The following is a 23,577-nucleotide window of genomic DNA, read 5'->3' on the forward strand; positions in this document are numbered from 1 at the left end:
ACGCCATGTTCACTGTCGTTGCACGATTCGCGCAGCCTCGGCCGTTTGCGGCCGGCCGCTTGCGCGCCGTCGCCTCACCGTTTCCTGCACCGGCCCGCTGCTCAAGATCTTGAGCGGAATTTTAAAAAATTCAAATCTTTTTGAGTCCGAATTACGTTTTTAATTTTTTAAAAAATATTTAAAATCAATGGCTTAGATGTGTTTCCGCGATTGGCATGCGAATTGCCATAGAGAAGAGGTCACCGATGGACCTTTCTCTTTTAATCGTGGAGTCTTGCATGCATATCTCGAACGCGGAATTATCGACAGTCACTGAAACCCTGCAATTGCACGAGCTGGAGCAATTGGTGCGAACCCAGGGCCGGCGCCTGCACAATTTTGTCCGGCGCCGCATCGGCAATGCGGAGGATGTCGACGATATCACGCAGGAGACCTTGCTGGAAGCCATGCGCTGCCGCGATAAATTCCAGCATCAGTCGCGCCCCGAGACCTGGCTGTTCGGCATCGCCTTGAACCTGATCCGCAACCACTACCGGCGCAGCCGCGTGCGCGACATCTTCGACGACGTGGAGGCTGGCGAACTGGTCGATGAAGCGGGACGCGGCCCGGCCGAACTGGTTGAGTCGCACCAGATCATGCAGCGGGTCTCCGCCGTGTTCGAGCGCCTGTCCGAGGAAACGCGCGCAGTCATCCATCTGATTTTCAATGAACAGCTGTCGTATGCCGAAGCCGCCAATGAGCTCGACATTCCGATCGGCACCGTTCGTTCGCGCATTTCGCGAGCCCGCGCCCAGCTCAAGCAGGAGAGTCTGGACTGATACCGCAGCCCTGGCCGCCACGGATGCGGTTCCAGGCAAAAGCTTGCCGCGTTCATTCTTCCTGTTATCCTGCCGCTGCCTTCCGCCGTTGCGCCTGGGCTGGCAGCACTGCACGGCGGCACCGCACCATATCGTTCATGGTTGCAATGCGGCCAGGCAGAGATGGTTGCTGTAACGCAAGATATTGCTGAAAAAACAGGGATTTGGCAGCGCCTGCGTGGCTGGCATGAAGCCTGCTATAGCCATGCAGTCGGCATGCATGCCGTCGCCTCTCCCACTCACGGGCCACCTAGAAAGGACTGAACACGCAACCATGTCGACCCACCACTACCAAGTATTAATTGACGAAGTGTGCCGCTTTCACGGCATCGTTCCCACGGGCGATCTCGCGCATGGTGCGCATATCGTGGTTGCCGGGGTCGCGCTGACCTTGCTGCCCAGCGAAGATGCCCACAGCCTGATGCTGTTCTGCGATTTCGGTGAACCGCCATGGCAGTGGCGCGCGGAGGTGCTGCAGCGCGTACTGGAGAGCAATTTGTTCATGTTCTCTGCCGATAGTCCGCACTTTTCAATGGACCATGAAAGCGGCAGGGTGATGCTGCTCGAGCGGCTGGTGGCATCGCATATCAATGCCGATGGCCTGCTGGCCAAGCTCGAACGTTATGCGCAGCATGCGCTGCGCTGGCAGAACAGCTTCCTGCAGCTCGATGCGGACGCGGGCTCCATCGCCAGGCTGAATGAAGGCCTGGCCAGCCTGACCTTGCCAGTACCTGCCAGCCACTACACTTCCGGTCCGGACAAGCACTGAGAATTACCGATGCTCATGGCGCCTGCGGCACATATTCTGGCAGGCGCTGGGACAGGCGGCTTTCCAGCATGGCGTTGAGCTCGCACAAGATCGCTTCCTCGCGCACGCGTTCCGTGATGTCGGTCGCTATCGTGCAGACGGCATGGATATTGCCGTTTGAATCGCGCAGGACGGATTTGACCGACGTGTAGGTATGCGGCATACCGCCGTGCAGCCGCACTTCCTCGCATTCGATGGCGATGCCGGTGGCAATCACCTGGCGGTCGAATCCGGCGAGCGCCTGCGCCATCTCCGGCGGGAAAATATCCTCGTCGCTCAAGCCGCGCATGTCGCCGCTGGCGCCGCTGGCGCCGCCGAACAGCTGTTGACAGCGATGGTTGGCCAGCAGGTAGCGGCCGTCAAGATCCTTGACATAAATGATGGCGGTGGAGCTGTCGATGATGGTCTTGAGCAGTTCGCGGCTTTCATGCAGCGCTTCCGTCGCTTCGCGCAGCTCGGCGCTGCGTTCCAGGTTGCGCTGCTCCAGCTGTTGCCGCAGGCTGCCCAACGTCAACTGCATTTCCAGCCGTGCCAATACTTCGGGCGCGGCGATGGGATGGGCCACGAAATCGGCAGCGCCGGCGGTGAACGCCTGCACCTTGTCCCAGGACCTGTCGTTCGCGCAGATAAAAATGACGGGGACGGCGCACAGGCGCGGATGCGCCTTGATGTGGCGGCACAGGGCGTAGCCGTCGATGCCGGGTTTCTGTACATTGAGCAGCACGATATCAGGCAGGTTCAACGCCATGAACTGCAGCGCGGCCGCGCCGCTAGGGACGAGCAGGATGGTGTAGTTCTGCGCGGCCAGCAACTGTGCCAGCGGACATTGGTGCGCCGGCGTGTCGTCCACAATGAGCACTCGTGCGCACGGCCTCGGTGCGAGGGGGGCATTCATAAACGCGTTCCTTTTTACCTGACGGGTTGATCCTGGCGTCGCGCGCTGCCCTGAGCGGCAGATGGAAAGCGCCATGGAATGCCGCTGTTGATGCGCTGGGGGCGGCGTGAAATTTTGCGTAGCCTAGCATCATTAGGCGGGACTGGCTACAAGGTGGCCAGGACGCCAGAATACGCTTGGAAATGGCGTCTGGCAGCTGCCTTTTTCTTCGCGTTTCATGCTGCTGCGCACTTTGGTGGAAGCGCCATTGCGCTGGCGTTGAATTTCCTGTAAGTTTTCTGCGCTCTATGCTATTTGCTTAAATTCACTGAAAAGTTTCAGCCCTAATTTGAAGTGGCGCCCAAGAGGCGCCGGTGCTTGGTTCAAGGAGATGAGAATGGATGCTGGCCGCCACGGGCCCCGCGAAGGTTGGCTGTATCACGGCAGGGAAATACGCGACGCACACACGGAGGCGCCGCTGGATATCCAGATCAGCGCGGCGGCACCGGGGCGCTTCGCCACCGCTGCTGGCCGCACGCCTACGCTGCAGCAGTTCCAGACCAACGTCACGCGTCTGCTCAAGGTGGAACTGGACGCCGAGCGCGAGCGGGCCAGGAGCCGGGAAGCCCTGGTGCATGCGGGAAAAATGGTGGCGGTGGGCCGCATGGTTGCCAGTGTTAACCATGAAATCAAGCGTCCGCTGGCCAGTATGCAATTGCTGGTCGAAAACGCGCTGGATCTGATCGCCCATGGCGACATCGATTCCGCTGCGGAGAATCTGTCGCTGTTGTTGCGGGCCACCGGCCAGATGAGCGAGCTGTCGCGCCAGCTGGAAGGTTTTTCGCGCAAGACGCCGGTCAACCAGGCCAGCGTATCGGTGCTCGACGTGGTCGAGCATGCCTGCGCCGTCGTGTCGCCGAAGGTGAAGACCCGGCGCTGCCAGCTGGTTGTGCGGGCCGACGGCCATCTGGTGCTGGCCGATTCCGACCGGCTGACGCTAGCCTTGGTCAATCTGGTTGACAATGCGCTCGATGCCAGCGCCGGTACGTCGGACCCGCGCATCGAGATCGCCACCAGCCTGCAGGGCGCCATGGTGGAAATTCTGGTGCGCGACCATGGGCCAGGCATTGCCAGACATGCGATGGAGTGCCTGTTCGATGCCTTTTTTACCACCAAGCCCTATGGCGAAGGACTGGGGCTGGGCTTGGCGCTATCGAGTGAAGTGATCGGCGAGATGGGCGGTGAGCTGAGCGCCAGAAACCACCCGGACGGCGGCGCGGAATTTCGCATCGTTCTGCCTGCGGTGCGGAGCGCGCCATGAGGGCTGCATGCGACATGGCCGCCCTCGCCGGGCGCTTGCCAGGTGCAGCGGCGCCCGACGAGGAGCGTGCCTACCGCGTGGTGGTGATCGAGGACGACGATATGCTGCGCCACGCCGTGACGCAGTCGGTGACCGTCGCCGGCTTCAAGGCGCATGCCTTTGCCTATGCCCACGAGGCGCTGGAACAGTTGGCGCAGATTGCACCTGACGTGGTGCTCACCGATATGTTTCTCAGCGAGCGCGATGCGCTCGACGGCCTGGGCGTGCTCGACAAAATTCGCCATAGCGATGCCAGCCTGCCGGTGGTGCTGATGACGGCGCGCGGCAATATCCCGCTGGCCATCAAGGCGACCCGCCACGGCGCCTACGACTTTCTGGAAAAACCGTTCGAGAAGGAGCGCCTGGTTGGCGTGCTCAGGCGCGCGGCGGAGCAGCGCCGCCTGCAGGTGGAAAACCGCCAGTTGCTCGAGCGGCTGGCGTTTGCCGCAGGCATCGAAAGAGTGCTGGTCGGCAGCGGCAGCGCCATGCGCGAGCTGCGCGCCCTGATTCTGCGTATTGCGCCGGCGCCGGCCAATGTGATCATCCTGGGGGAAACCGGTTCCGGCAAGGAAATGGTGGCGCGCTGCCTGCATGAGTTTAGCGGACGGCAAGGCAATTTTGTGGCGGTCAACTGCGCCGCCATACCCGAGGCGCTGTTCGAGAGCGAACTGTTCGGGCATGAAGCGGGCGCCTACACGGGCGCCGTCAAGCAACGCATGGGCAAGGTCGAATATGCGTGCGGCGGCACCCTGTTCCTCGATGAAATCGAAGCCATGCCTTTGCATCTGCAAGCCAAGCTGCTGCGCGTCCTGCAGGAACGGCAGGTCGAGCGCCTGGGGCAGAACAAGACCATTGCCGTCGACTTGCGCGTGGTGGCCGCCACCAAGGTCGACCTGAAGGAGTTGGGCGTGCAGGGCAAGTTCCGCATCGACCTGTTCTATCGCCTGTGCGTGGCCACCCTGAAGATTCCGCCGCTGCGCGAGCGCCGCGAGGATATCGCCATGCTGTTTGCCCATTTTGTCCACGAGGCGGCGCTGCGCTTCAAGCAGAGCGCCGTCACGCCGACGCGCGACATCCTGCAGCAATTGCTGGCCTATGACTGGCCGGGCAACGTGCGCGAGCTGCGCAACGCGGCGGACCAGGTGCAGCTGGGCATTCCGGTATCGGTCGGCGGCGCCGAAAGCCTGGCAGGACCGCAGTCGCTGGAGGATATCATCGCTTCAGTCGAGAAGGCCGTGATCGGCGATACGCTGCGGCGCCATGGCGGCGCGGGCGGGGCTGCCTGCGCCGAACTGAAGATTAACTATTCCACGCTGTACCGCAAGATGAAGCTGTATGACATGGACCTTGCGCAATATAAGTCCGCTGTCGCGGAGTAATTGAACGCGCGCGCCGCCGCTCCCTCGGAACGGCGGTGCGCATGTTGTCCACGCACGGCCGCGCCAGGCCGCACCCCCGCCACATTGCCTGCATTTCCCCACTCCCGCTTTTTGCCGCCCTTCATATTCTTGCGTCATGGAACTATTGGCGCGCACCCGTTACTTAACTGTTGTGCCGCGCAGCCTTGCATGATGGAGTAATTCGCTTCCTTGCGTCTTTGCAAGTGCGCACTCGCGCGGTCCATCCCGTTTTGGTTCGCGGTACCCGTGTCTATCGGCGCCAGGCCCTTTCCGGCGGCTCTGGCACGGGTGTTGCTATTGATGGGTATGCAGCGGCAGCACAGGCGGTCTCCGGAATGGCGACCGCCGTGCGGCAAGCCGTCTTTATCGCGCGCGCCGGTTGTGCCGGCCAGCGCTTGTCTCGCGCAGCAAACAGGAGTCTTTGTAATGAATCAATGGTCTGAGATGCGGATGAAAAAGAAACTGGCGCTGCTCACGGTGGGCGCGCTGCTTGGCGTCGCTGCTTCGGCGCCGGTCTGCGCGGCGGTAGCGGGCGGCCGCGATGCGGGCGCGAACGCGGCGGCGCGCAATGTGGAGCTGGTACGCGGCGCGGCGCGCGATATGCCACTGGGACAAGCGATCCATGCGATCGTGCCCAGGGAATTTACCGTGCGCACCTCCGGTATCGCGCGCCAGGTGCTGGATGAACCCGTGTCCTGGAGCGGCGGGCGCGCCTGGACCGAGGTCTTGCTCGATCTGCTGGATCCATACCCGGACCTGGCGGCCGATATCTCGCTGAGCACGCGCAAGGTGACCGTGCGCCAACTGCCGCAGGGTGCCAGGATGGCCGCCCTGCAAGAGGAGACGGCGGCGGAAGCGGCCGCCGCGGCGCGGCGCGAGAGCAAGACGGAATTGGGCGATGCCGCGCGCCGCGCGCTTCCGGCTGCGGTGCAGCCCCGGCCGGTTGCCGCCGGCGGCAGTGCCGCAGCGCGCCAGGCGCCGGCCGCGAACGCCACGCAGGAAGCGACGCTGGCCGTCATGCAGATGGCGATTCAGACGGCGACGCAGACCGCGATCCAGTCCGCAGTACAGGCGGCACTGCAAAACGCGGGCGCGCCGGCAAAGCCGGCCGCCACGGCGCCAGCCGTTGCCTCTGCCGCGCCCGCCGCGCCGCCTCCGGCCCCTGCGGCCGCAGCTCCTGTGCCTCCTGCGCCGGTCAAGGCGGCGCCGCCGCCCCTGCCCACCTGGGAGATCCTGCCGCGCGACCGCTCGGTGCGGACGGCGCTGGAGCGCTGGACAGCCAGCGCCGGCTGGCAGCTGTCATGGGAGCTGGCGGTGGACTATCCGGTTGTCGCGCGTACCAGCATTTCCGGCACGTTTGAAACGGCCGTCGAGGCCGTTGCGCAAAGCCTGGAGCGGGCCGAGGTGCCCGTCAAGGCCGTCATGTACCGCGGTAACCGCGTGTTGCGTATCGTTGCGAAAGGAAGCGAGTGATGCGCATCGCGACCTATGCCTTGCTGGCAGCGGGCCTGCTGCTGGCCGGCTGCGCCGGATTGCAGGCGAAAATTGCCGGCGCCAGCGCACAGACGGACGAACGTGTCACGCGTCTGCTCAAGACGGTAGGACAGGCGGAGCCTGCCGCCAAGGCCGCGCCGGTGGTGAGCTATGAAAACGGCCTGTGGCTGGCGACTACGCCCGTCAAGCTGACCAGGCTGCCGCCCGTATTCCAGGCCAGCGCCACCTTCGACCGCACGGTCGATTCGCTGGCCGAATTTGCCGAGCGTATCGGCATGCGCTCCGGCATGCCGGCCAGGGTCACGCCGCAGGCTGCGGCGATTGCCGCTGCGCGGGCTGCCGATGTGCCGCCGACCGCGACCGCGCCAGCAACCGGGGCCGCGTCCGCGAATGGCGGCGCAGTGCCTGCGCTGGGCTTGCCGCCGCTGCCCGCGTCACCGGCGTCCGCCTCCGCTGCGCGCGGCACTCCGCTGCGCATCACCTATGCGCACGGCACGCTGCAAGACTTGCTCGACACGGTGGCCGCGCGTTTCGGCGTGTTCTGGAAATATGCCGACGGCGGTATCCAGTTTTATTACACGGACAGCCAGACCTTCCAGATCAGCGCGATCCCGGGCGAATCGGCGCTGAGCGCCAATGTCGCCAGCAACTCGACGGCTGGCGACAGCGAACAGGGCGGCAATGCATCGGGAGCCGGCGCCGATGCCGGCTCCGGCAGCAGTTCCAGCGCCCGCAACAGCCAGAACACGGGTGTCAAGTCTCAGCTGTCGGTCTTCGCCAGCATTGAAAAGACAGTGGGTTTAATGCTCTCGCCGCACGGCAGGGTGGTCGGCTCGCCCGCCACGGGCGGCATGACGGTGGTCGATACGCCGGACGTGCTGGCGCGCGTGGCGCAGTTCATCGATGGCGAGAACAAGGTGCTGGCGCGCCAGGTGATGATCAATGTGACGGTCCTGGCGGTGACCTTGAGCGAAGGCGAAAATTACGGCATCGACTGGAACCTGGTGTACGGCAATCTCTCCGGCCGCTATGGCATCAAGAATACCTTTGCCGGTACGCCGGGCAGCACGGCGTTTTCGGCGGCGATCCTGGGCACGTCGAACAGCAACTTTGCCGGTTCCTCGATGATGATCGAGGCGCTCTCCAAACAGGGCAAAGTGCGGCGCGAAACGTCGGCTTCGGTGGTCACGCTGAATAACCAGCCGGTGCCCGTCCAGGTGGCCAAGCAGACCAGTTATCTGAAGTCCTCGCAAACCGTGCTGTCGGCCAATGTCGGCTCCAGCACCACGCTCATTCCCGGCGTCGTCACCTCGGGTTTCAACATGACCTTGCTGCCGCATCTGCTGCACAACGGCACGGTGATGCTGCAGTTCTCGACCGATATCTCGAACCTGCGCCGTATCGATGAAGTGCGCAGCCAGAACGGCATGATCCAGACGCCTGAACTGGACACGCGTAACTTCCTGCAGCGGGTGGCGATGCGTTCGGGGGAAACCCTGGTTGTCAGCGGCTTTGAGCAGGTGGCCGACGATCTCGACCAGCAGGGGCCTGGCAAGCCTGGCAATACCCTGCTGGGCGGCGGGCTCAAGGCCAGCAGCGCCAAGGAAATCATCGTGATCCTGATTACTCCGATCGCCATGGCCGGCGCCTGAGCCCGGGCGGAATGCACGATGGCCATTCATATTGTCCCGATCGGGAAAACCAGTTTCATCTGCGGCCTGTTCTGGCAGTCGCTGTCGCGGCCGCGCGACCTGCGCGCCGAGGCGCTGGCGCTGGCGCGCAAGATCGATGTCGACCTGATGGTGCTGCGCAAGGAACACGCGGCAGCGCAGGCTGGCTATGCCAGCAGCCACGATGGCGCCCAGCGCGGCATGGTGTCGCTGGCCGCTGCCGTGGCGCGCACGGTTGCTGCTGACGGCGCCTACTACGACAGCCGCCAGCAGCCAGCGCAGAACTGGCTGGGGGCCTTCCGCCTCAACGACACCAGCTGGGCCTACTTTGCCATGCGCGATGGCAATTTCTTGCCCAATGGCGATTTTGCCGGCAGTCGCGAAGAGGTGCTCGAGCGTTTGCATGGCGACTATGGGCTGGGCGGCTGGAACGTGGTGCTGGGCGAACCGGAACTGGCCGACCAGGGTTTTCATAATTTCAATGCCAAGCGCATCGACGAATTGTTGCCGCGCAGGCCGGGACGGCGTTTTGCCGGCGGGCTGTATGCATTGCGGCCGGCCGTGCGCGCGCCGTATGGCAAGCCGCTGGCGCTGCTGTCCCTGGCGGCACTGCTGCTGGGTGGGGCAGGTTTTGCTGCCTGGCAGCAGCACCAGGCCAGGCTGGACGAAGAGGAGCGCGCGCGCGCCATGGAGGCAGCGCGCAAGCGGCTCGGCAGTGGCGCGCAGGCCGTGCCGCATCCCTGGCGTAGCCAACCGCTGCCGGCCGTGCTGGCGGCGGCTTGCCTGCCCGTGCCGCGACTGATGGCGGCAGGGGGCTGGGCGTTGAGCGAATTCCAGTGTACGGCCCAGCACATCAGCTATCAGTGGGCACGCGCCGATTCCAGCGTGGCCTATCTGCTGGCGCAGGTGCCGCAGGCCCAGGTCGACCTGGGCGGCGCCAGCGCCCGCCATACCTTGCCGCTTGCCCTGGCGGCGGGCGGCGACGAGGCCCTGGCGCCCGCGTCTGCACTGCTGACTCCGCTTTTGGGACGTTTCCAGCTGCTGGGACTGGAGCCCAGGATCGTCTTGCGGCCCAGGCCCAGCGCGCCACAACCCTTGCCCGGCGCCGTTGCGCTGCCGCCACCGCCCGCGCCGGCATGGCAAACCTACAGCCTGTCGGTGCAGGCGGGCGCCATGCCGCCGGCCGTCGTGGCGGCCATTCTTACCGATCCTGGCACCCGCCTGGAAAAGCTGACGTATCGCGCAGGCGAATGGACTATTGAAGGAGTCATCTATGCAAACTAGCTTGAAGTTGCTTGCCCTGGCCGCGGCGTTGTCGCTGGTGCTGTCGGGCATGGCGCGGGCGCAGAACAGCGCGGCCGCCGACCTGACCCAGCTGGAGGCCGAAACGACGCTGCTGAAGGCACGCGCCCGGAAGCTCGACGTGCAGGCCCAGATCGCCACGCGCCAGGCCGAGATCGGACGCCTGGCGGCTCCCGTCGCCAGTGCCGGCGCCAACATCACCGTGCGCGCCATCGAGGGTATCGGCACGCCCCTGTATGCCACCTTGCAGCTGGACAATGGCGAGATGGTCGACGTGAAGGCCGGCGATGTGCTAGCCAACGGCGTCAAGGTGGTGTCGGTCACGCGCGACACGGTGATGGTGCAGCGCAAACGGGGCAAGCCCTTCCGTCTTGCCAGCGCCATCGCCGCGCTGCGCCAGGCACCGCCTGCGCTGGCCTTGCCGCTGCCGGCCGGCCTGCCGCCGATGCCGCCGCCGCCCGGGAGCGCACGATGACGGGCGCGGCGGCCATGGCGGCGGAAGCGCTGCCGTTCAGTCCTGCGGCCAGCGATTACACGGGCGTGAGCGTATTGAGCCGCGACGGCGATTATGCGGGTAGCGCCGAGGAAATGAAGTTTGTCTGCCTGCTGTCCGATGGCCGCCTGCTCGTCGCCGACGGCCAGGCCATGAATTCGCACGTGCTGTCGTATTGCGCCCGGCTCGAGCGCATGGGGCGGCCGTTCCAGCGGGTGTTTACCCGCATCGACAAGATCAGCCAGGCCTATCAGGCGGGCACGGCGGGAGCGGCCCGCCTCGATCATTCGCTGATGCAGCAGACGGCCAAGGAATTGCTCAATACGGCCTGCCAGCAGCGCGCGTCCGACATTCACATCCGCGTGCGCAAATTCAGTACCGAGATCTATTTTCGCGTGCATAACGATCTGCTCAAGGTGAGCGGCCATCCGCGCGATTTCGGCGAGCGCCTGCTGGCCACGCTGTACGGCGCCATGACCACGGTGTCCGACAATGCCTATAAGCCAGGCGAGCGGCAGGATGCCAGCATCGGCGACCGCGACAAGCTGCCGGAAAAGCTGTTCGGCGTGCGCATTGCCACGGCGCCCACGGGCGAAGGCAGCGTCATGGTGCTGCGCTTGCTATACAACGATGCCGGCGATGAGATCGACGTGCGGCCGCTGGGCTTTTCCGAGGAGCATGCTGTCTTGCTGCAGCGCTTCAAGGAGCATCCGCTGGGGATGAATATCATCAGCGGGCCGACCGGTTCGGGCAAATCGACCACCTTGCAGCGCCTGCTGGTGGGCGAAATCCACGAAACCGGAGCCAGGCTGCATGTCATCACGGTGGAAGACCCGATCGAGTACCCGATCGAAGGCGCGGTGCAGACCTCGATCACGAATGCCGGCAGCGAGGACGACCGCTCGCGCCTGTATTCGGCAGCCATCGCCAATGCGATGCGGCTCGATCCCGACACCATCATGATTGGCGAGGTGCGCGACCGCGCCTCGGCGCAAAGCGCGCTGCGGGCGGCGATGACGGGCCACCAGGTGTGGACCACGGTGCACGCCAACAGCGCCATGGCCGTGATCGACCGCCTGGTCGACCTGGGACTGCCGCTGGGCATGGTGGCCGATGCGGGCGTGGTCAGCGGCCTGGTCAGCCAACGCCTGGTGAAGCTGCTGTGCCCGCATTGCAAGAAGAACCTGCTGGCGCATCGCCATGTGCTGGGCGAGGCCCTGCTGGTGCGCCTGCAGCGCGTGCTGGGCACGGCTATCGGCCAGGCCTGCATCGCCGGCGACGGCTGCGCCCATTGCCGCCAGCAGGGCACCATCGGCCGCACGGTGGTCGCCGAAGTCATCGCGCCCGACGCGCGTTTTTTCGAGCATATCCGGGCCGGCGAGAAAGGACTGGCGATGGCCTACTGGCTCGCCGAACTCGATGGCAAGACCTTGCTGCAGCACGCCATCGAGAAAGTGGCCAGCGGCAGCGTCGATCCGCGCATGGCCGAGCGGGCAGTGGGCCACCTGAGCGTGGCCGAGGCCGGGATTGGTAGCCGGCGCGGCTCCAGCCGCGAGCGCAAGGCGGAGACGGTCGCGCGCGGGCACTTGGCGCAGCGGGAAGAGGCGGACCATGCAGCTTGACATGAACCGCTGGTGGGCCAGGGTCCAGCTGGGCGACGCGGCGCGCCTGCGCCTGTATCGCAAGATCGCCACCATGCTGTCGAACGGCTTGCCGCTGCTGAAAGTACTGGAAGACATGCAGCAGCGCGCGGCCGACGGCGGGCGCAAGCCGAACGAGGCGATGGCCATCGTGCTCGACGACTGGCGCCGCGCCGTGCAGAACGGCCACCGGCTGTCGGACGGCATGGCTGGCTGGGTGCCGCAGTCCGAGCAGATGATCATCGGCGCCGGCGAGCAGTCGGGCCGCATCGAGCAAGCCCTGCTGGCAGTGGTCAGCGTGGTGCAATCGGGCCAGCGCATCAAGCGCGCCGTGGTGGGCGGCCTGGCCTATCCGCTGGCGATTGCGGCCATGATCGCCGCGTATATCTATATTTTCGGCACCAGCGTCATTCCCGAATTCGCGCGCATGGCCGATCCCGCGCAATGGCGTGGCGCGGCGCGCTCGCTGTACCTGATGTCGAACTTCGTGCGGGGCTGGATGCCGCTCGTGCTGCTGCTGGCCGTGGCGCTGGGCGCCGTCGTGCTGGTGTCCATGCCGCGCTGGTGCGGCAATGCGCGCGTGCTGGCCGACCGCCTGGTGCCGTACTCGATCTATCGCCTGATCGCCGGCAGCAGTTTCCTGATGGCATTTTCGGCCTTGCAGGCGTCGGGTGTGACGGTGGAAAAGGCGCTGCTGCGCCTGTCGGTCGGCGCCAATCCCTGGTTGCGCGAGCGCCTGGACGGCGCCCTGATGGGCGTGAAATCGGGCCTGAACTGCGGCGAGGCGCTGCGCAACGCCGGATATGGATTTCCGTCGCAGGAAATTGTCGAGGATCTGTGCATCTATGCCGACTACCGGGGCTTTTCGGAGGCGCTCAAGCTGCTCGCCGACGAGTGGCTGGAAGCGGGCGTGGAAAGAGTCACGGCACAGATGAAAGTGTTGAACGGTATCGCCATCGTGTCGCTGGCGATGGTCGTTGCCTGGCTGGTGACGGGTTTTTTCGGCATCCAGCACGAAATCGCCGCGATGACGCGCGCGCTCCAATAACTCCACTCAATCAAAGGAAACCATCATGACTTCGATACGCCAACACGCCGCCAGCCGCAACATGGGCCGGCGCTTTCAACGCGGTGCCTCTCTGCTCGAGGGCATCGCCTACCTGGGCATTGCCGCCATCATCATCCTCGGCGCCGTTTCGCTGCTGAGCAATGCTTTCGGCAGCGCCCATACCAACCGCAGCTATGGCGAACTGACGTCGATACGCACGGGCGTCAAGAAGCTGTACATGGGCCAGTCGGCCGCGTTCGGTACGGGGGAGCTGACGGAAACGCTGATCGGCGCGAAAGTGTACCCGACGTCTCTTTTCGTCAGCGGCAACACCGTCAAGAATTCCTGGAACGGCAATATCGTCGTCACGGGCGCCGGCAATACGTTCACGATTTCCTATGCTGCCGTGCCGAAGGATGTCTGCGTGAACATGGTCAGCGGCGGCAATGACTGGATCGCGCTCAAGGTCAACGAGGGTTCTGTTTTGGCGCCGCCGATTACGCCGACGACGGCCACCACCGCCTGCGACAGCGCCAGCAATACCATTACCTGGACCGCCAGCTAGGCGGCGCGGGGACGCCATGTGGATGCTGTGGCTATTGTTTGCGCTGGGCGCGCTGGCCGGTCATGTGGCGCTGTCCGGCCAGACCGGCCAGCTGCTTGCTGCACCCGCGCGGGCCGGCGACCTGGCGCAGAACATGGCGGTGTACCGGACCGCCGTGATGGCATACGTGGCCGCGCACGCCGGTTTCAGCGGCACGGTGGCGGACGGCGACCTGAGCCTGCCGTCCTGGTATGTGCGCTTGCCGTGGTGGCGCAACCATGTGGCGGACGGCATGGTGACGGTGTATGCGGTCCCGCCGCCGACGGGTTTTTCCGCCGAGCTGCAGCGACTTGCGCGCGGCTCCATGCTGGCTGGCGAGGCGCGTGGCGGCAGGCTGCACACGCCGGATTTCGGCGATACCGGCATCGCCTTGCCCGCCATGGTGCCCGACTTTGCGCCCGTGTGGCTGGCGCCAATCGATTGAACGGAAAGAGCATGCGGACACAGAATCGGGGATTCACGTTGATCGAGGTATTGGGCGCGCTGGCGATCGGCAGTGCGCTGGTGGCCGGCGTGGCCGCCATGGTGGAAGCGGCGCTGGAAGACAGCCGCGGCGAACAGGCGGCGCTGTACCAGGCGCAGATCGTGGTGGCGGCGGCGAAGTACATCAACGTCGATGCCAACTATGGGCAGCTGCTGGCTGCCGCCGGCGGCGCGGCGCCCGCCGTGGTCACCCTCGCCATGCTGAAGGCAACGGGCCATCTGTCGGAAAATGTCATGGCGACCAATGCCTATGGCCAGACGCCGTGCGTGCTGGTACGGCAAACGGCGCCGGGCCGGCTCGATGCGCTGGTGGTGAGCGAGGGCGGCCGTGTGATTCCCGCCAAGGCCGTGGCCGCAGTGGCCGCCAGCGCGGGCCCCGGCGGCGGCTATATCCCTGCCGATGCACCCGCCACCGCGCGCGGCGCGTTCACGTCATGGTCGCTGCCGCTGGCCGGTTTCAGCGGCGCCAGCTGCTCCGGCACGGTGGCAGGCGCCAATCACCTCGCCAGCGCCCTGTTCTTCAACGGCCCGGGCCAGATGGCCACCGATTTCGTGTACCGCAGCGCCGTGCAGGGACGACCCGAGCTGAACCAGATGAATACGCCGCTGCACATGCGCGCCCAAGCCACCGAAGGCAGCTCGGATGCCCTGTGCGTGGCGGGCGATGCGGCGACCTATGGCCGTATCGCGGTCGACGCCAGCGGCGCGCTGTTGAACTGCCGCCTGGGCGTGTGGCGCGGCGCGGGCGGCCACTGGAAAGACCCGGCCGCCAGTTTCGCCGCCTTGCCGGCCAGCGGCAACGAGCAGGGCGACGTGCGCCTGGCGCTCGACACGGGCCGCGCCTTCAGCTGGAATGGCGCGAGCTGGATGGCGCTGGCCGTCGACGAGCTGGGTAACCTGAGCGTGCCGGGCCGCGTCACCGCCGGCCAGATGCTGCTGGAGCGGATCGTCGCGCACCGCGACGCCTGCGAACCGGATGGCTTGCTGGCCCGGGATGCCAGCGGCATGCTGCTGTCCTGCCAGCGCGGCAAATGGCGCAAGTTCACCGAATCGGAAACGACCGATACGGCCTACTACCGGTATTTTGACGTCCGTAATGGCCAGCCCGATATGGATACCAGCATCGACCTGCGCGCCTTGCCCGGTTCGCGTCCCCTGTTCATTGCTGGCGATACCTGTTGCTCGTCTTCCAGCGACGCTGCGTCCGAGGTCCGTGTCGAATTGTACGACGCAGCGGGAGTATTCCTTGGCTATGCGGGCGGCTGCACGGGCCAAAGCAGCTACAACGATGGCAAGGTGGTCAGCGCCACGCCCATCGCCATGCAGAAGATTCCCGAAAATGCCGCGCGGCTCAGGGTCACGGTGGCGACCGCGGGCGACAAGGGCAACAGTGCCGATACCAATATCTATATTTACAACAGCCGCTGACGGCACATGGCCAGGGAACGATACAACATGAACAGGCAGCGGGGAGCGTCGATGATAGAACTGGTGGGGGCGCTGGCAGTGGGCATGCTGGGACTTGCCGGCGTGGCCGCGTGGGCAGATGGGGCGCTGGAAGACAGCAAGGGCCAGCAGGCGGCGCTGTACCAGGCGCAGCTGACGCAGGCCGCGCGCCGCTACATCGACGCCAATTACGCCACGCTGCGGGCGCAGGCTGGCGCGGCGCCTGTGCGCATCGACCTGACCATGCTCAAGGTCGGCGGCCATCTGGCGCAGCGCCAGTCCGGCGCCAACGCCTACGGCCACAGCCCCTGCGTGCTGGTGCTGCCGGCGGCAGCGGGAGGGCTGGACGCGCTTGTGCTCGGCGAGGGCGGCACGGGCATACCGGCCCGTATGCTCGCTTACGTGGCGTCCGTCTCGGGGCGTGGCGGAGGCTTTATTGCCGCCGGCACGCCGGCCGTGGCGCAGGGTGCTTTCCAGTCCTGGTCGGTACCGCTGGCCAGGTTCGGCGGCGCCAGCTGTTCCGGCACGGCTGCCGCCGCCAACCATCTGGCGAGCGCCCTGTTCTTTGATGGGCCGGGCCAGCTGTCGAGCGACTTCCTGTACCGCCACGCGGTGCCCGGCCAGCCGCAGCTGAACCGGATGAATACGCCGCTGCACATGCGCGCCCAAGCCACCGAAGGCAGCTCGGATGCCCTGTGCGTGCCGGGCGACACCGCGACCTACGGGCGCGTAGCCGTCGATGACAGCGGTGCCGTGCTGCACTGCCGCCTGGGCGTATGGCGGCGGCCTGGCGGCCGCTGGAAGGATGCGGTCGCCGTTTTTGCCGCCTTGCCGGCCAGCGGCAACGATAGCGGCGACGTGCGCCTGGCGGGCGCTCCGGCGCGCGCTTTCCGCTGGGATGGCGGCGCCTGGAAGGCGCTGCCGGTGGACCAGTCCGGCCACCTAATATTACCTGGCCGTCTGACCGCGAACGAAGCGCTGATCGGCCCGGGCGGCCCGGCGCGCGCCGCCTGCGCCACCGATGGCCTGCTGGCACAGGACGCGGACGGTGCACTGCTGTCGTGCCAGCTTGGCAAATGGCGCTCGCTGGCGGAGTCGGCCATCACGGGCACGGCGTTCAGCCAGTCGTACTTCGGCAGTTCGCGCCAGCCCAGTCCGGTGGAGGCCAGGATTATGTTGGCTAGTCTGCCGGGCTCCCGGCCCTTGTTTCTGACAGGTTTCTCTACCTGCCAGGCCTTCGACACCAATGATCCGATCGTGGAGGTGTTCATGGTGAACGAAGACGCCGTCGAAAGGAAGGTGGGCGGCTGCATCACCGATGCCGTGATCAACAAGGGGCGCGTGCGCATCGACGCCGTCATCGCGTTGCAGCAGATTCCCGAGAATATCGTCGAGGTGAGGGTGCGTCTGAAAAATCCCTCCGCCGGTCCCGTGGGCAACCTGTCCAGTCTGTCGCTGGCGATCCTGAACAGCCGCTGAAGATGCGTGCCCGTCCTCTCTTCAGACCATTTCTTCGCTACCATCGCCGTGTCGTGCTGGCGGCCTTGCTGCTGGCTGGTGCGTTCAGCTCCATGCCGGCGCAGGCGTGCTGGCGCGAGATCGGCGCCAAATACGGCATCAGTCCGTATTTGCTGCACGCCATTGCCAAGACGGAATCGAATCTGAATCCCCGTATCGTCAGCCGCCCGAATGCCAACGGCAGCTACGATATCGGCTTGATGCAGATCAACAGCAGCTGGCTGCCCATCATCGCCAGATACGGCATCACGGAAGCGCAGCTGCTGGAGCCTTGCGTCAGCATCGAAGTAGGCGCCTGGATACTGGCGCAAAACATCCACCGGCTCGGCAATTCGTGGACGGCGGTCGGCGCCTACAACTCCCCCAACGCGGCCACCGGCCTGCGCTATGCGGCGCGGGTCTACCGCAATCTCGTGCCCGAGGCGGCGCGGTAACAGTCCCCGGCAATTCAACGCAGCAAAAAAAACCATCAGCGGCGGGAACTGCCGGCGTTTTGCATCGACTCAACAGGCATGACCAACTGGTCGTGAATAATCGTTAAGGACCTTACGCCATGCTCCTCGGCTCCCCCAATTATCAGCAATCGCAACCGCAACCTGAACTGAAGCTGCCTCCGCCCAGGAATCCCGACATCCGCCCGATGTTGAAGCAATCCGCGGACACGCCAGGTGCATCCATCATGGTGGTGGGATATGCGGCGCATGGCAGGGAACAAGCGGGGAAATCGCTGGAGGTCGTCCATGCGGCCATGAGAAAAAATACCTTAAAAGCCGGCAGCACGGTCATCCTGCATGTGTCCGGCCAAGCCGATACGGCGCAGCACCTGAAAGCGCTGGCAGGGCTGCAGCTGGAACTGCAAAAGAGCGATATCAATGTCGTCATTGCCGAGGCACCGAAATCATACGCGGATGCCGTGCGCCAGGGCGGACTCTCCGGGCTTGGCGCAAGGTGGAAGCGCCCGGAAATCGACAGCCTGGAACAGGCGAGCTTGCATCAGGGGATGGCCCTGGGCCGCGCTGTATTCTCGGACGAAGAGGAAATCGGCGCGCTGACGACTTCCCGTCAGGGGCTGGAAAAGCTGCATTCGCTGGACGCTGGCGATTTGATGAATTCCCTGAAGGATATCGTCGGCGCACAGGCCATGAAGGAAAAGGTCAGGGTGCTGACCGATAGCAATCATGCCTTGCAGCATGCAGCAAGCCGAGTTGGCGTGCCGAAAAATCATCGGCTCGATCAGCAACAGAACGACGTGATGTTCAAAATGAAATCCAAAGGACCCGCTGGCGGGCCGGCCGCGTCTTTCAGGAAGTACGAAGCGGCCGTGCTTGAAAAAATGGAAGCTGCGCTGGGCACAATTAAAGCCAAGTCCATCACGTCAAGAGCCGATGTGCGGGACAAGGCGGTTGATTATTTTTTGAGGAATGCGCGAAACGCCGCCGGGCCGAAGATCGAGGGGAAAACGCAAGGCATCCTTTGCCATGATTCCGTATGGGATCGGGACAAGGGCGTGAAGGTCAAAAATATTGTGTACGTTTCTGTTCAAAGCAACCAGGACTTGATTGCTGCGCACATCAAGAAACAGATGAGCAAGGGAGAAGATACCCCGCCATATTATAAGGAGACCATGTTTGTTTTTTGTGGCCCGGAGGCGGTACCCGGCGTGGATGCCGTCAGTCTGGCCCAGGCCGCCGATGCCGATGGCATTGCCGATGCAGGCGATGTCAGTAATGACAGTGCCGCTTATCTGAGTGAAAAAGGTGGTTCGCGTGCACAATTGATCAAGTTGGAGGCTGATGGAGGGAATGTGCCGACGATTACTCCTGAAAAATTTGAAGAGCAGCTCGAGGAGTATATCAAATTCCAATTTGAAAAATCAGTTGAAAAATATGAAAGCGGGAATACGACGAAAGATTTGCATTTTCGGATGGGACGGACCGATACCATTGTTGCGGCGCATGACTCGCTGTTTCCCAATTCTAGCAAGGGAAGTGAAAAAACAGGTTCAGTCATGTATGACCAGCGTGAGAAAGATTATTTGGCATGGAAGGCCAATCGCAAGTTCCTGGAAATGATGAGTCGGATACTCAAGCAGTTTAAAGAAGCAGAAATGCAGGATGGTGAAATACAGGATCAGCCTATTGAAATAAAAATGAGCGGAAAAAAAGAAGGTACTTCATTGATATTGAAGGAATGGGCGAAGTTAACTTCCAGTCAGGAAGATACTTTGAAATTTCTTGTCGGGGAAACTGAGTATGGGAAGAATAATGGTGAAAAGGATAAAATTCAATTTTTAAGAATGGCGCATGAGTTTTTACATATTGCGGCAAAGAATGACGGTGTTCCAGCAGACCTGAAAGATGACAAGGCAGCACTAAAAGAGAGGAATTACAAGGATTTTAAAACCAAGAAATTTATAGCATTGAGAGAATTGGAGGAGACAATTTTCGAAGCTTATGAAAATGACTGGAAGCATCAGGAGGCCCAGAACCCCGCGATAGGGGCATGATAATGACCTTACGGTTCTGCCGTGACGACTCGAATTTTTCCCACTTCAATTGCGGATAATCGCTCCGGCGATTGAAACGCCAACTCATGCACGGTAGCCAGCAGGCTATCTGGCCCCCGGCGCCATGCCGAGGCGCGCAATGTCCTCCTTATTTCCGCAGAATCCAGATCGCTTGTACACGGGTCGATATCTTCGCGAAAAATGCAAAAAATTATCGATGCAGATGGAACTGGCTGTCCTTTGACGCGACCCAAAGTGGACATGGCCGATTGGTCATGAATAACCCCTTTCTAAGGACATGCTATGTTATCCATAAGTCAAAAACAGAAAGATGAATCCAAGTCCCAAGGCTCTGTTGAGACATCTGATTTGACGAAGTCTGTTGACACACCTAATTTGACGAAGTCCGACATAGGGACGATGTTAAACAAGAGCGAAACCATACTTGTGGTGGGGTATTCGCCAACCGGCGGAGGACACACGGGGCGTTCGCTCGATATTGTTCAGGAGGCATTGAATGAAGGGTCTTTGAAAGACGGTGACACCGTTATCCTGCACGTACCAAGCAAATGGAATGGCAAGGAGCGTCCTGATAGTCTGGAAGTACTTGCAAAGCAATTGAAAGATAAAAACATTAACGTCATTGTTGCTGCCGCAACGAAATCCGTGCAAGGATTTTTACGCGAAGATGGTACATCGGATGATCCAAGAATTTTGACTGATTTTGCAAATAGTCCATTGCGCGATACCTCAGCGTATATTACGGGCTTGGAGGATGCAAAACATCTTGAAAGTAATTTCAAAGATGAGTTTAAAGATGTCAAGACAATAGAAGCGAAGGATTTGATGCAGTCTATTTCTAACGCTATTGGGGCTGACAAGATGAAAACCCATGTCAGGGTACTTACTGATATGGACCACACCTTGCAAAAGGCCGCGAGCAATCATGAGGTACCTTCCGAACATCGACTGGATCAGCAGAACCATGCAGTCATGCTGGAGATGAATGATAGTGATCTGAAAAAAGAAAATGCTGTATTGTCCAAAGTTTTAGGTGGTAATCGTGAGATGGTGGCACATATTGATTTGGGTGGAAAAAATACGTTGTTAGGAGTTCAAGAGAGTATCAATGGAAGTAATAGTAAATTTTCAAATAAGAATAAGATAGATGTGAATATGAGTAAGAAAGCGGCTATGGAAGAGATGGCCGCGCGTTTGATGGATGAGAAAAACGACCTGCGGAAAGTAGGGAAAGATCAGCAATATCAGGGGGTTTTTTATAAGGATGGATTGAAGCCAGAAAATGTAAAAAATATTATGTATGTGTATGCCCATAATTATCAGAATGGAATTGCTGAAAGTATTATTAAAGGTGTTAATGAAGGCAAGAAAGGTTTTGAAGATACATTGTTTGTTTTTTGTGGTGGCGATACGTTGAAGAAAAGGGAGGGGGAAGAAAAAGCGCCTAATGCAATGCATCTGGCTTATGCTGTTGAGGCAGATGCAATTACGACAATGGGAGCGGGCACGGCTGGGGAATTTGTATATCTCCACGAAAAAGGTGGATCGAAAGCAGGATTGATGATGTTTCCCATTAAGGGACACAATGAACAGGAAAAAAATGCTGATGTTTTGGAAGGTAAGGATAGTGTAAAAGATTATTTGGCAAGATATGCTGATGGTGATGATATGGAATCGAAAATTTATGCATATGTGGCTGACCGGAGAGAAAAGGCAGAAGTTAAATATGGTGGTGATGAGAATTTGAGTAAAATGTTTAATGCTGTCAATAATAAAGATACATATGTTTCAGCAGGACATAAATTATTATTTAATAAGGATGGCAGTGAAAGCTTAAGAAATAATGAAATTGAGGGAAAGGAATTGGAGATGCGGGAATCTCCATTGCTTAGGGCTAATCGGAAATTTGTTAAGACCTTATTTCAGGCAATTCATCAGATTAAAGAAGAAGGAAAAAATGGAACGGTCGGTGAATTTGAAAAAATTAATCTGAGGATTTCAATGGGGAAAAAAGAGGGGGAGACGAAGTTGACTGTGGCGCAGCTTAGGGATAAGCTTGATTCCATTGGGGGGATTATGGATGTAATTAATAAGAAGAATAGGGAGGATATTTATCCTGAGGAAGGTGCCGATATTGTTCTGTCGAGGTCTTTGAAACGTAGTGATGACAAGAAGAAAAGGATTGAAGAAGAGGTGACTAACCCGGACGATTTCATTTTGCTTGGCGAAGCAAAAGAGTTTCTTGATAGGATAATAAGTGCAAAATCAGCAGCAGATGCTTCTGCGGCTTTGAGGGACATGGAGGAAAAATTCGGACATACAGTAATCACAGGATTCTGATCCGAGAAACGCCTAGGCAGTTACTTAGATGGCGGTGAGCGTGGAAAGCAGGGATCCACGCTCGCCTCTTTGATGCCGTGCTGCAATCATGGCCGTTCCTTCCATGAGATCAGTTCCTCCATGCCGAGCCATTCGTCGATGATTTGAAGGCTGTTTTTTTAGCGCCAATGCATACTCTTGCTGACGCCATCTGCAATCATTCCCTCAGCCTTTCCATTCTTCTTGGTACGCCAGAATAGTGTCAATTCGTGCTCATCCAGCACGACAGGCGCTGTCATTGTGCTGTCACAATTGAACTGCGGCAGCGATTCACCCGACCGATAAATGGGGAACGCGCCGTAACAGAAGAGACCTGTTTGGCCATGGCCGCCGGCAAGGCGGCGGACAGCCGATTTTATAATTCGCGGCGCCCGTGCGGTGACGATATTCAAGGGAAAGAGCCATGAGCAAGAAGAGTGTGATGTGTAAGGTGTTGGTCGCTGCAGCTGTTGCCGGAAGCATCGGCGTTGCCACCGCCGCCCCGGTGGTGCTGACGATCGAAAGCTGGCGCAATGACGACCTGCCCATGTGGCGCGATCAGATCATTCCCGTGTTCGAGAAGCGCCATCCCGACATCAAGGTCAAATTCATGCCCATGGCGCCGACCGAATACAACGCCGCACTGAACTCCAAGCTCGAGGCGGGCACCGCCGGCGACCTGATCAGCTGCCGGCCGTTCGACGGCTCGCTGCAGCTGTACCAGAAGGGGCGGCTGGCCTCGCTGAACAGCCTCAAAGGCATGGACAACTTCACGCCCGTCGCCAAAACGGCCTGGAGCACCGATGACGGCAAGGCCGCCTTTTGCGTGCCGATCGCTTCCGTGATCCACGGTTTCATCTACAACAAGGATGCCTTCGACAAGACGGGCGTCAAGCCGCCTGTCACGGTCGACGAATTTTTCGCCGCGCTGGCCAAGTTCAAGGCGGCGGGCAGCTATGTGCCGCTGGCCATGGGCACCAAGGATGGCTGGGAAACCGCGTCCATGGGCTATCAGAATATCGGCCCCAACTACTACAAGGGCGAAGAGGGCCGCAAGGCGCTGATCGCAGGCAAGGCGAAGCTGACCGACGCGCAATGGGTCGAGCCGCTGCGCGTGCTGGCGCGCTGGAAGCCGTACCTGGGCGAGGGCTTCGAATCGCAAACCTATCCGGACAGCCAGAACCTGTTTACGCTGGGCCGCGCCGCGATCTATCCGGCCGGTTCGTGGGAAATTCCCGGCTTTGAAAAGCAGGCCCGCTTCAAGCTGGGCGTCTTCCCGGCGCCGGTGAAAAAGGCCGGCGACAAGTGCTACGTCTCCGACCATCCCGATATCGGCCTGGGCCTGAACGCCAAGTCGCCGAATGCGGCGCAAGCCAGGATCTTCCTGGAATGGGTCGCGTCCCCTGAATTTGCCGGCCTGTATGCGAATGCCTTGCCTGGCTTCTTTAGCTTGAACAAGACGCCGGTGGAACTCAAGAATGCCCTGGCAAGGGAGTTCGTCGGCTGGCGCGGCAAGTGCGAATCGACGATACGCCCGACCTATCAGATCCTGTCGCGCGGCACGCCCGACCTGGAAGGGCAGTTCTGGAACGCGGGCAGTGCTGTCATCAATGGCAGTGTGACGCCGGAAGCGGCGGCGCAGAAACTGCAAAAAGGACTGGACGGCTGGTACAAGCCCGCCAAGTAAGGGTTGCT

Annotated in this window: 21 protein-coding genes; 19 read left to right on the forward strand and 2 right to left on the reverse strand. The window is 61.4% G+C overall.

Annotated elements, in window-relative coordinates; genetic code table 11:
- The first annotated feature begins 278 nt into the window (after nucleotides 1-278).
- Together GCN75_RS09530 and GCN75_RS09535 are read left to right on the forward strand one after the other, a co-directional pair.
- Nucleotides 279-818, forward strand: a complete 540-nt coding sequence (locus GCN75_RS09530; protein WP_193317426.1) for an RNA polymerase sigma factor — start codon at nucleotides 279-281, stop codon at nucleotides 816-818.
- A 313-nt stretch (nucleotides 819-1,131) separates the two neighbouring features.
- On the forward strand, nucleotides 1,132-1,626 hold the full coding sequence (locus tag GCN75_RS09535) for a CesT family type III secretion system chaperone (protein ID WP_193317427.1): 495 nt from the start codon (nucleotides 1,132-1,134) through the stop codon (nucleotides 1,624-1,626).
- Between the two features lie 13 nt (nucleotides 1,627-1,639).
- On the opposite strand, the gene GCN75_RS09540 is transcribed toward GCN75_RS09535, so the two are convergent.
- Nucleotides 1,640-2,515 (reverse strand): PAS domain-containing protein, encoded by an 876-nt coding sequence (locus GCN75_RS09540; RefSeq protein ID WP_193317428.1) that lies wholly within the window; start codon nucleotides 2,513-2,515, stop codon nucleotides 1,640-1,642.
- A 123-nt stretch (nucleotides 2,516-2,638) separates the two neighbouring features.
- Between GCN75_RS09540 and GCN75_RS09545 the strand changes: the two genes are divergently transcribed.
- From GCN75_RS09545 to GCN75_RS09625, 16 genes are all read left to right on the forward strand, one after another.
- Nucleotides 2,639-2,833 (forward strand): hypothetical protein, encoded by a 195-nt coding sequence (locus GCN75_RS09545; RefSeq protein ID WP_152282312.1) that lies wholly within the window; start codon nucleotides 2,639-2,641, stop codon nucleotides 2,831-2,833.
- Between the two features lie 103 nt (nucleotides 2,834-2,936).
- On the forward strand, nucleotides 2,937-3,860 hold the full coding sequence (locus tag GCN75_RS09550; protein WP_193317429.1) for a sensor histidine kinase: 924 nt from the start codon (nucleotides 2,937-2,939) through the stop codon (nucleotides 3,858-3,860).
- A complete protein-coding gene (locus GCN75_RS09555; protein WP_226941227.1) occupies nucleotides 3,857-5,278 on the forward strand; it encodes a sigma-54-dependent transcriptional regulator in 1,422 nt (473 codons plus the stop codon). Before GCN75_RS09550 ends, GCN75_RS09555 begins: the two co-directional genes overlap by 4 nt.
- 447 nt (nucleotides 5,279-5,725) lie before the next feature.
- Complete coding sequence (locus tag GCN75_RS29520) at nucleotides 5,726-6,772, forward strand: toxin co-regulated pilus biosynthesis Q family protein (protein ID WP_226941228.1); 1,047 nt, start codon at nucleotides 5,726-5,728, stop codon at nucleotides 6,770-6,772.
- Nucleotides 6,772-8,445, forward strand: coding sequence for a PilN family type IVB pilus formation outer membrane protein (gene pilN / locus GCN75_RS09570; protein WP_152282314.1), 1,674 nt, complete (start codon nucleotides 6,772-6,774; stop codon nucleotides 8,443-8,445). Before GCN75_RS29520 ends, pilN begins: the two co-directional genes overlap by 1 nt.
- Nucleotides 8,446-8,463: 18 nt before the next feature.
- The gene (gene pilO2 / locus GCN75_RS09575; protein ID WP_152282315.1) at nucleotides 8,464-9,747 is read left to right on the forward strand and encodes a type 4b pilus protein PilO2; all 1,284 of its coding nucleotides are present in this window, start codon (nucleotides 8,464-8,466) and stop codon (nucleotides 9,745-9,747) included.
- Entirely contained in the window at nucleotides 9,737-10,240 is a 504-nt protein-coding gene (gene pilP, locus GCN75_RS09580; protein ID WP_152282316.1) for a type IV pilus biogenesis protein PilP, read from the forward strand. Before pilO2 ends, pilP begins: the two co-directional genes overlap by 11 nt.
- Nucleotides 10,237-11,880 carry a GspE/PulE family protein gene (locus tag GCN75_RS09585; RefSeq protein ID WP_152282317.1) on the forward strand — a complete coding sequence of 548 codons (1,644 nt, stop codon included), beginning with the start codon at nucleotides 10,237-10,239 and terminating at the stop codon, nucleotides 11,878-11,880. Before pilP ends, GCN75_RS09585 begins: the two co-directional genes overlap by 4 nt.
- Complete coding sequence (locus GCN75_RS09590; protein WP_152282318.1) at nucleotides 11,870-12,946, forward strand: type II secretion system F family protein; 1,077 nt, start codon at nucleotides 11,870-11,872, stop codon at nucleotides 12,944-12,946. Before GCN75_RS09585 ends, GCN75_RS09590 begins: the two co-directional genes overlap by 11 nt.
- Nucleotides 12,947-12,971: 25 nt before the next feature.
- Nucleotides 12,972-13,511, forward strand: a complete 540-nt coding sequence (locus GCN75_RS09595) for a type 4 pilus major pilin (RefSeq protein WP_152282319.1) — start codon at nucleotides 12,972-12,974, stop codon at nucleotides 13,509-13,511.
- 16 nt (nucleotides 13,512-13,527) lie between these two features.
- Nucleotides 13,528-13,974 (forward strand): type IV pilus biogenesis protein PilM, encoded by a 447-nt coding sequence (gene pilM, locus GCN75_RS09600; protein WP_193317430.1) that lies wholly within the window; start codon nucleotides 13,528-13,530, stop codon nucleotides 13,972-13,974.
- An 11-nt stretch (nucleotides 13,975-13,985) separates the two neighbouring features.
- Entirely contained in the window at nucleotides 13,986-15,461 is a 1,476-nt protein-coding gene (gene pilV / locus GCN75_RS09605; RefSeq protein WP_152282358.1) for a shufflon system plasmid conjugative transfer pilus tip adhesin PilV, read from the forward strand.
- 51 nt (nucleotides 15,462-15,512) lie between these two features.
- Nucleotides 15,513-16,958, forward strand: coding sequence for a shufflon system plasmid conjugative transfer pilus tip adhesin PilV (pilV, locus tag GCN75_RS09610; RefSeq protein WP_193317431.1), 1,446 nt, complete (start codon nucleotides 15,513-15,515; stop codon nucleotides 16,956-16,958).
- Between the two features lie 2 nt (nucleotides 16,959-16,960).
- A complete protein-coding gene (locus GCN75_RS09615) occupies nucleotides 16,961-17,431 on the forward strand; it encodes a lytic transglycosylase domain-containing protein (RefSeq protein ID WP_152282322.1) in 471 nt (156 codons plus the stop codon).
- Nucleotides 17,432-17,550: 119 nt separating this feature from the next.
- Nucleotides 17,551-19,503 (forward strand): hypothetical protein, encoded by a 1,953-nt coding sequence (locus GCN75_RS09620; RefSeq protein WP_152282323.1) that lies wholly within the window; start codon nucleotides 17,551-17,553, stop codon nucleotides 19,501-19,503.
- 303 nt (nucleotides 19,504-19,806) lie between these two features.
- On the forward strand, nucleotides 19,807-21,864 hold the full coding sequence (locus tag GCN75_RS09625) for a type 1 periplasmic-binding domain-containing protein (RefSeq protein ID WP_152282324.1): 2,058 nt from the start codon (nucleotides 19,807-19,809) through the stop codon (nucleotides 21,862-21,864).
- 158 nt (nucleotides 21,865-22,022) lie between these two features.
- Here the strand turns inward: GCN75_RS09625 and GCN75_RS09630 are convergent, their stop codons facing one another.
- Nucleotides 22,023-22,295 carry a hypothetical protein gene (locus GCN75_RS09630; protein WP_152282325.1) on the reverse strand — a complete coding sequence of 91 codons (273 nt, stop codon included), beginning with the start codon at nucleotides 22,293-22,295 and terminating at the stop codon, nucleotides 22,023-22,025.
- An 11-nt stretch (nucleotides 22,296-22,306) separates the two neighbouring features.
- Here GCN75_RS09630 and GCN75_RS09635 point away from each other — a divergent pair, with 11 nt between their 5' ends.
- Nucleotides 22,307-23,569: an ABC transporter substrate-binding protein gene (locus GCN75_RS09635; RefSeq protein WP_152282326.1), complete on the forward strand. Its 1,263-nt coding sequence runs from the start codon at nucleotides 22,307-22,309 to the stop codon at nucleotides 23,567-23,569.
- Nucleotides 23,570-23,577 lie beyond the last annotated feature (8 nt).

Source organism: Janthinobacterium violaceinigrum (assembly GCF_009208555.1).
GTDB lineage: Bacteria > Pseudomonadota > Gammaproteobacteria > Burkholderiales > Burkholderiaceae_D > Janthinobacterium > Janthinobacterium violaceinigrum.

Excerpts from the sequence above, each read along its gene's own strand:
- GCN75_RS09530 (WP_193317426.1), top strand. The coding sequence starts at position 279 with ATGCATATCTCGAACGCGGAATTATCGACAGTCACTGAAACCCTGCAA.
- GCN75_RS09535 (WP_193317427.1), top strand. The coding sequence starts at position 1,132 with ATGTCGACCCACCACTACCAAGTATTAATTGACGAAGTGTGCCGCTTT.
- GCN75_RS09545 (WP_152282312.1), top strand. The coding sequence starts at position 2,639 with ATGCCGCTGTTGATGCGCTGGGGGCGGCGTGAAATTTTGCGTAGCCTA.
- GCN75_RS09550 (WP_193317429.1), top strand. The coding sequence starts at position 2,937 with ATGGATGCTGGCCGCCACGGGCCCCGCGAAGGTTGGCTGTATCACGGC.
- GCN75_RS09555 (WP_226941227.1), top strand. The coding sequence starts at position 3,857 with ATGAGGGCTGCATGCGACATGGCCGCCCTCGCCGGGCGCTTGCCAGGT.
- GCN75_RS29520 (WP_226941228.1), top strand. The coding sequence starts at position 5,726 with ATGAATCAATGGTCTGAGATGCGGATGAAAAAGAAACTGGCGCTGCTC.
- pilN (WP_152282314.1), top strand. The coding sequence starts at position 6,772 with ATGCGCATCGCGACCTATGCCTTGCTGGCAGCGGGCCTGCTGCTGGCC.
- pilO2 (WP_152282315.1), top strand. The coding sequence starts at position 8,464 with ATGGCCATTCATATTGTCCCGATCGGGAAAACCAGTTTCATCTGCGGC.
- pilP (WP_152282316.1), top strand. The coding sequence starts at position 9,737 with ATGCAAACTAGCTTGAAGTTGCTTGCCCTGGCCGCGGCGTTGTCGCTG.
- GCN75_RS09585 (WP_152282317.1), top strand. The coding sequence starts at position 10,237 with ATGACGGGCGCGGCGGCCATGGCGGCGGAAGCGCTGCCGTTCAGTCCT.
- GCN75_RS09590 (WP_152282318.1), top strand. The coding sequence starts at position 11,870 with ATGCAGCTTGACATGAACCGCTGGTGGGCCAGGGTCCAGCTGGGCGAC.
- GCN75_RS09595 (WP_152282319.1), top strand. The coding sequence starts at position 12,972 with ATGACTTCGATACGCCAACACGCCGCCAGCCGCAACATGGGCCGGCGC.
- pilM (WP_193317430.1), top strand. The coding sequence starts at position 13,528 with ATGTGGATGCTGTGGCTATTGTTTGCGCTGGGCGCGCTGGCCGGTCAT.
- pilV (WP_152282358.1), top strand. The coding sequence starts at position 13,986 with ATGCGGACACAGAATCGGGGATTCACGTTGATCGAGGTATTGGGCGCG.
- pilV (WP_193317431.1), top strand. The coding sequence starts at position 15,513 with ATGATAGAACTGGTGGGGGCGCTGGCAGTGGGCATGCTGGGACTTGCC.
- GCN75_RS09615 (WP_152282322.1), top strand. The coding sequence starts at position 16,961 with ATGCGTGCCCGTCCTCTCTTCAGACCATTTCTTCGCTACCATCGCCGT.
- GCN75_RS09620 (WP_152282323.1), top strand. The coding sequence starts at position 17,551 with ATGCTCCTCGGCTCCCCCAATTATCAGCAATCGCAACCGCAACCTGAA.
- GCN75_RS09625 (WP_152282324.1), top strand. The coding sequence starts at position 19,807 with ATGTTATCCATAAGTCAAAAACAGAAAGATGAATCCAAGTCCCAAGGC.
- GCN75_RS09635 (WP_152282326.1), top strand. The coding sequence starts at position 22,307 with ATGAGCAAGAAGAGTGTGATGTGTAAGGTGTTGGTCGCTGCAGCTGTT.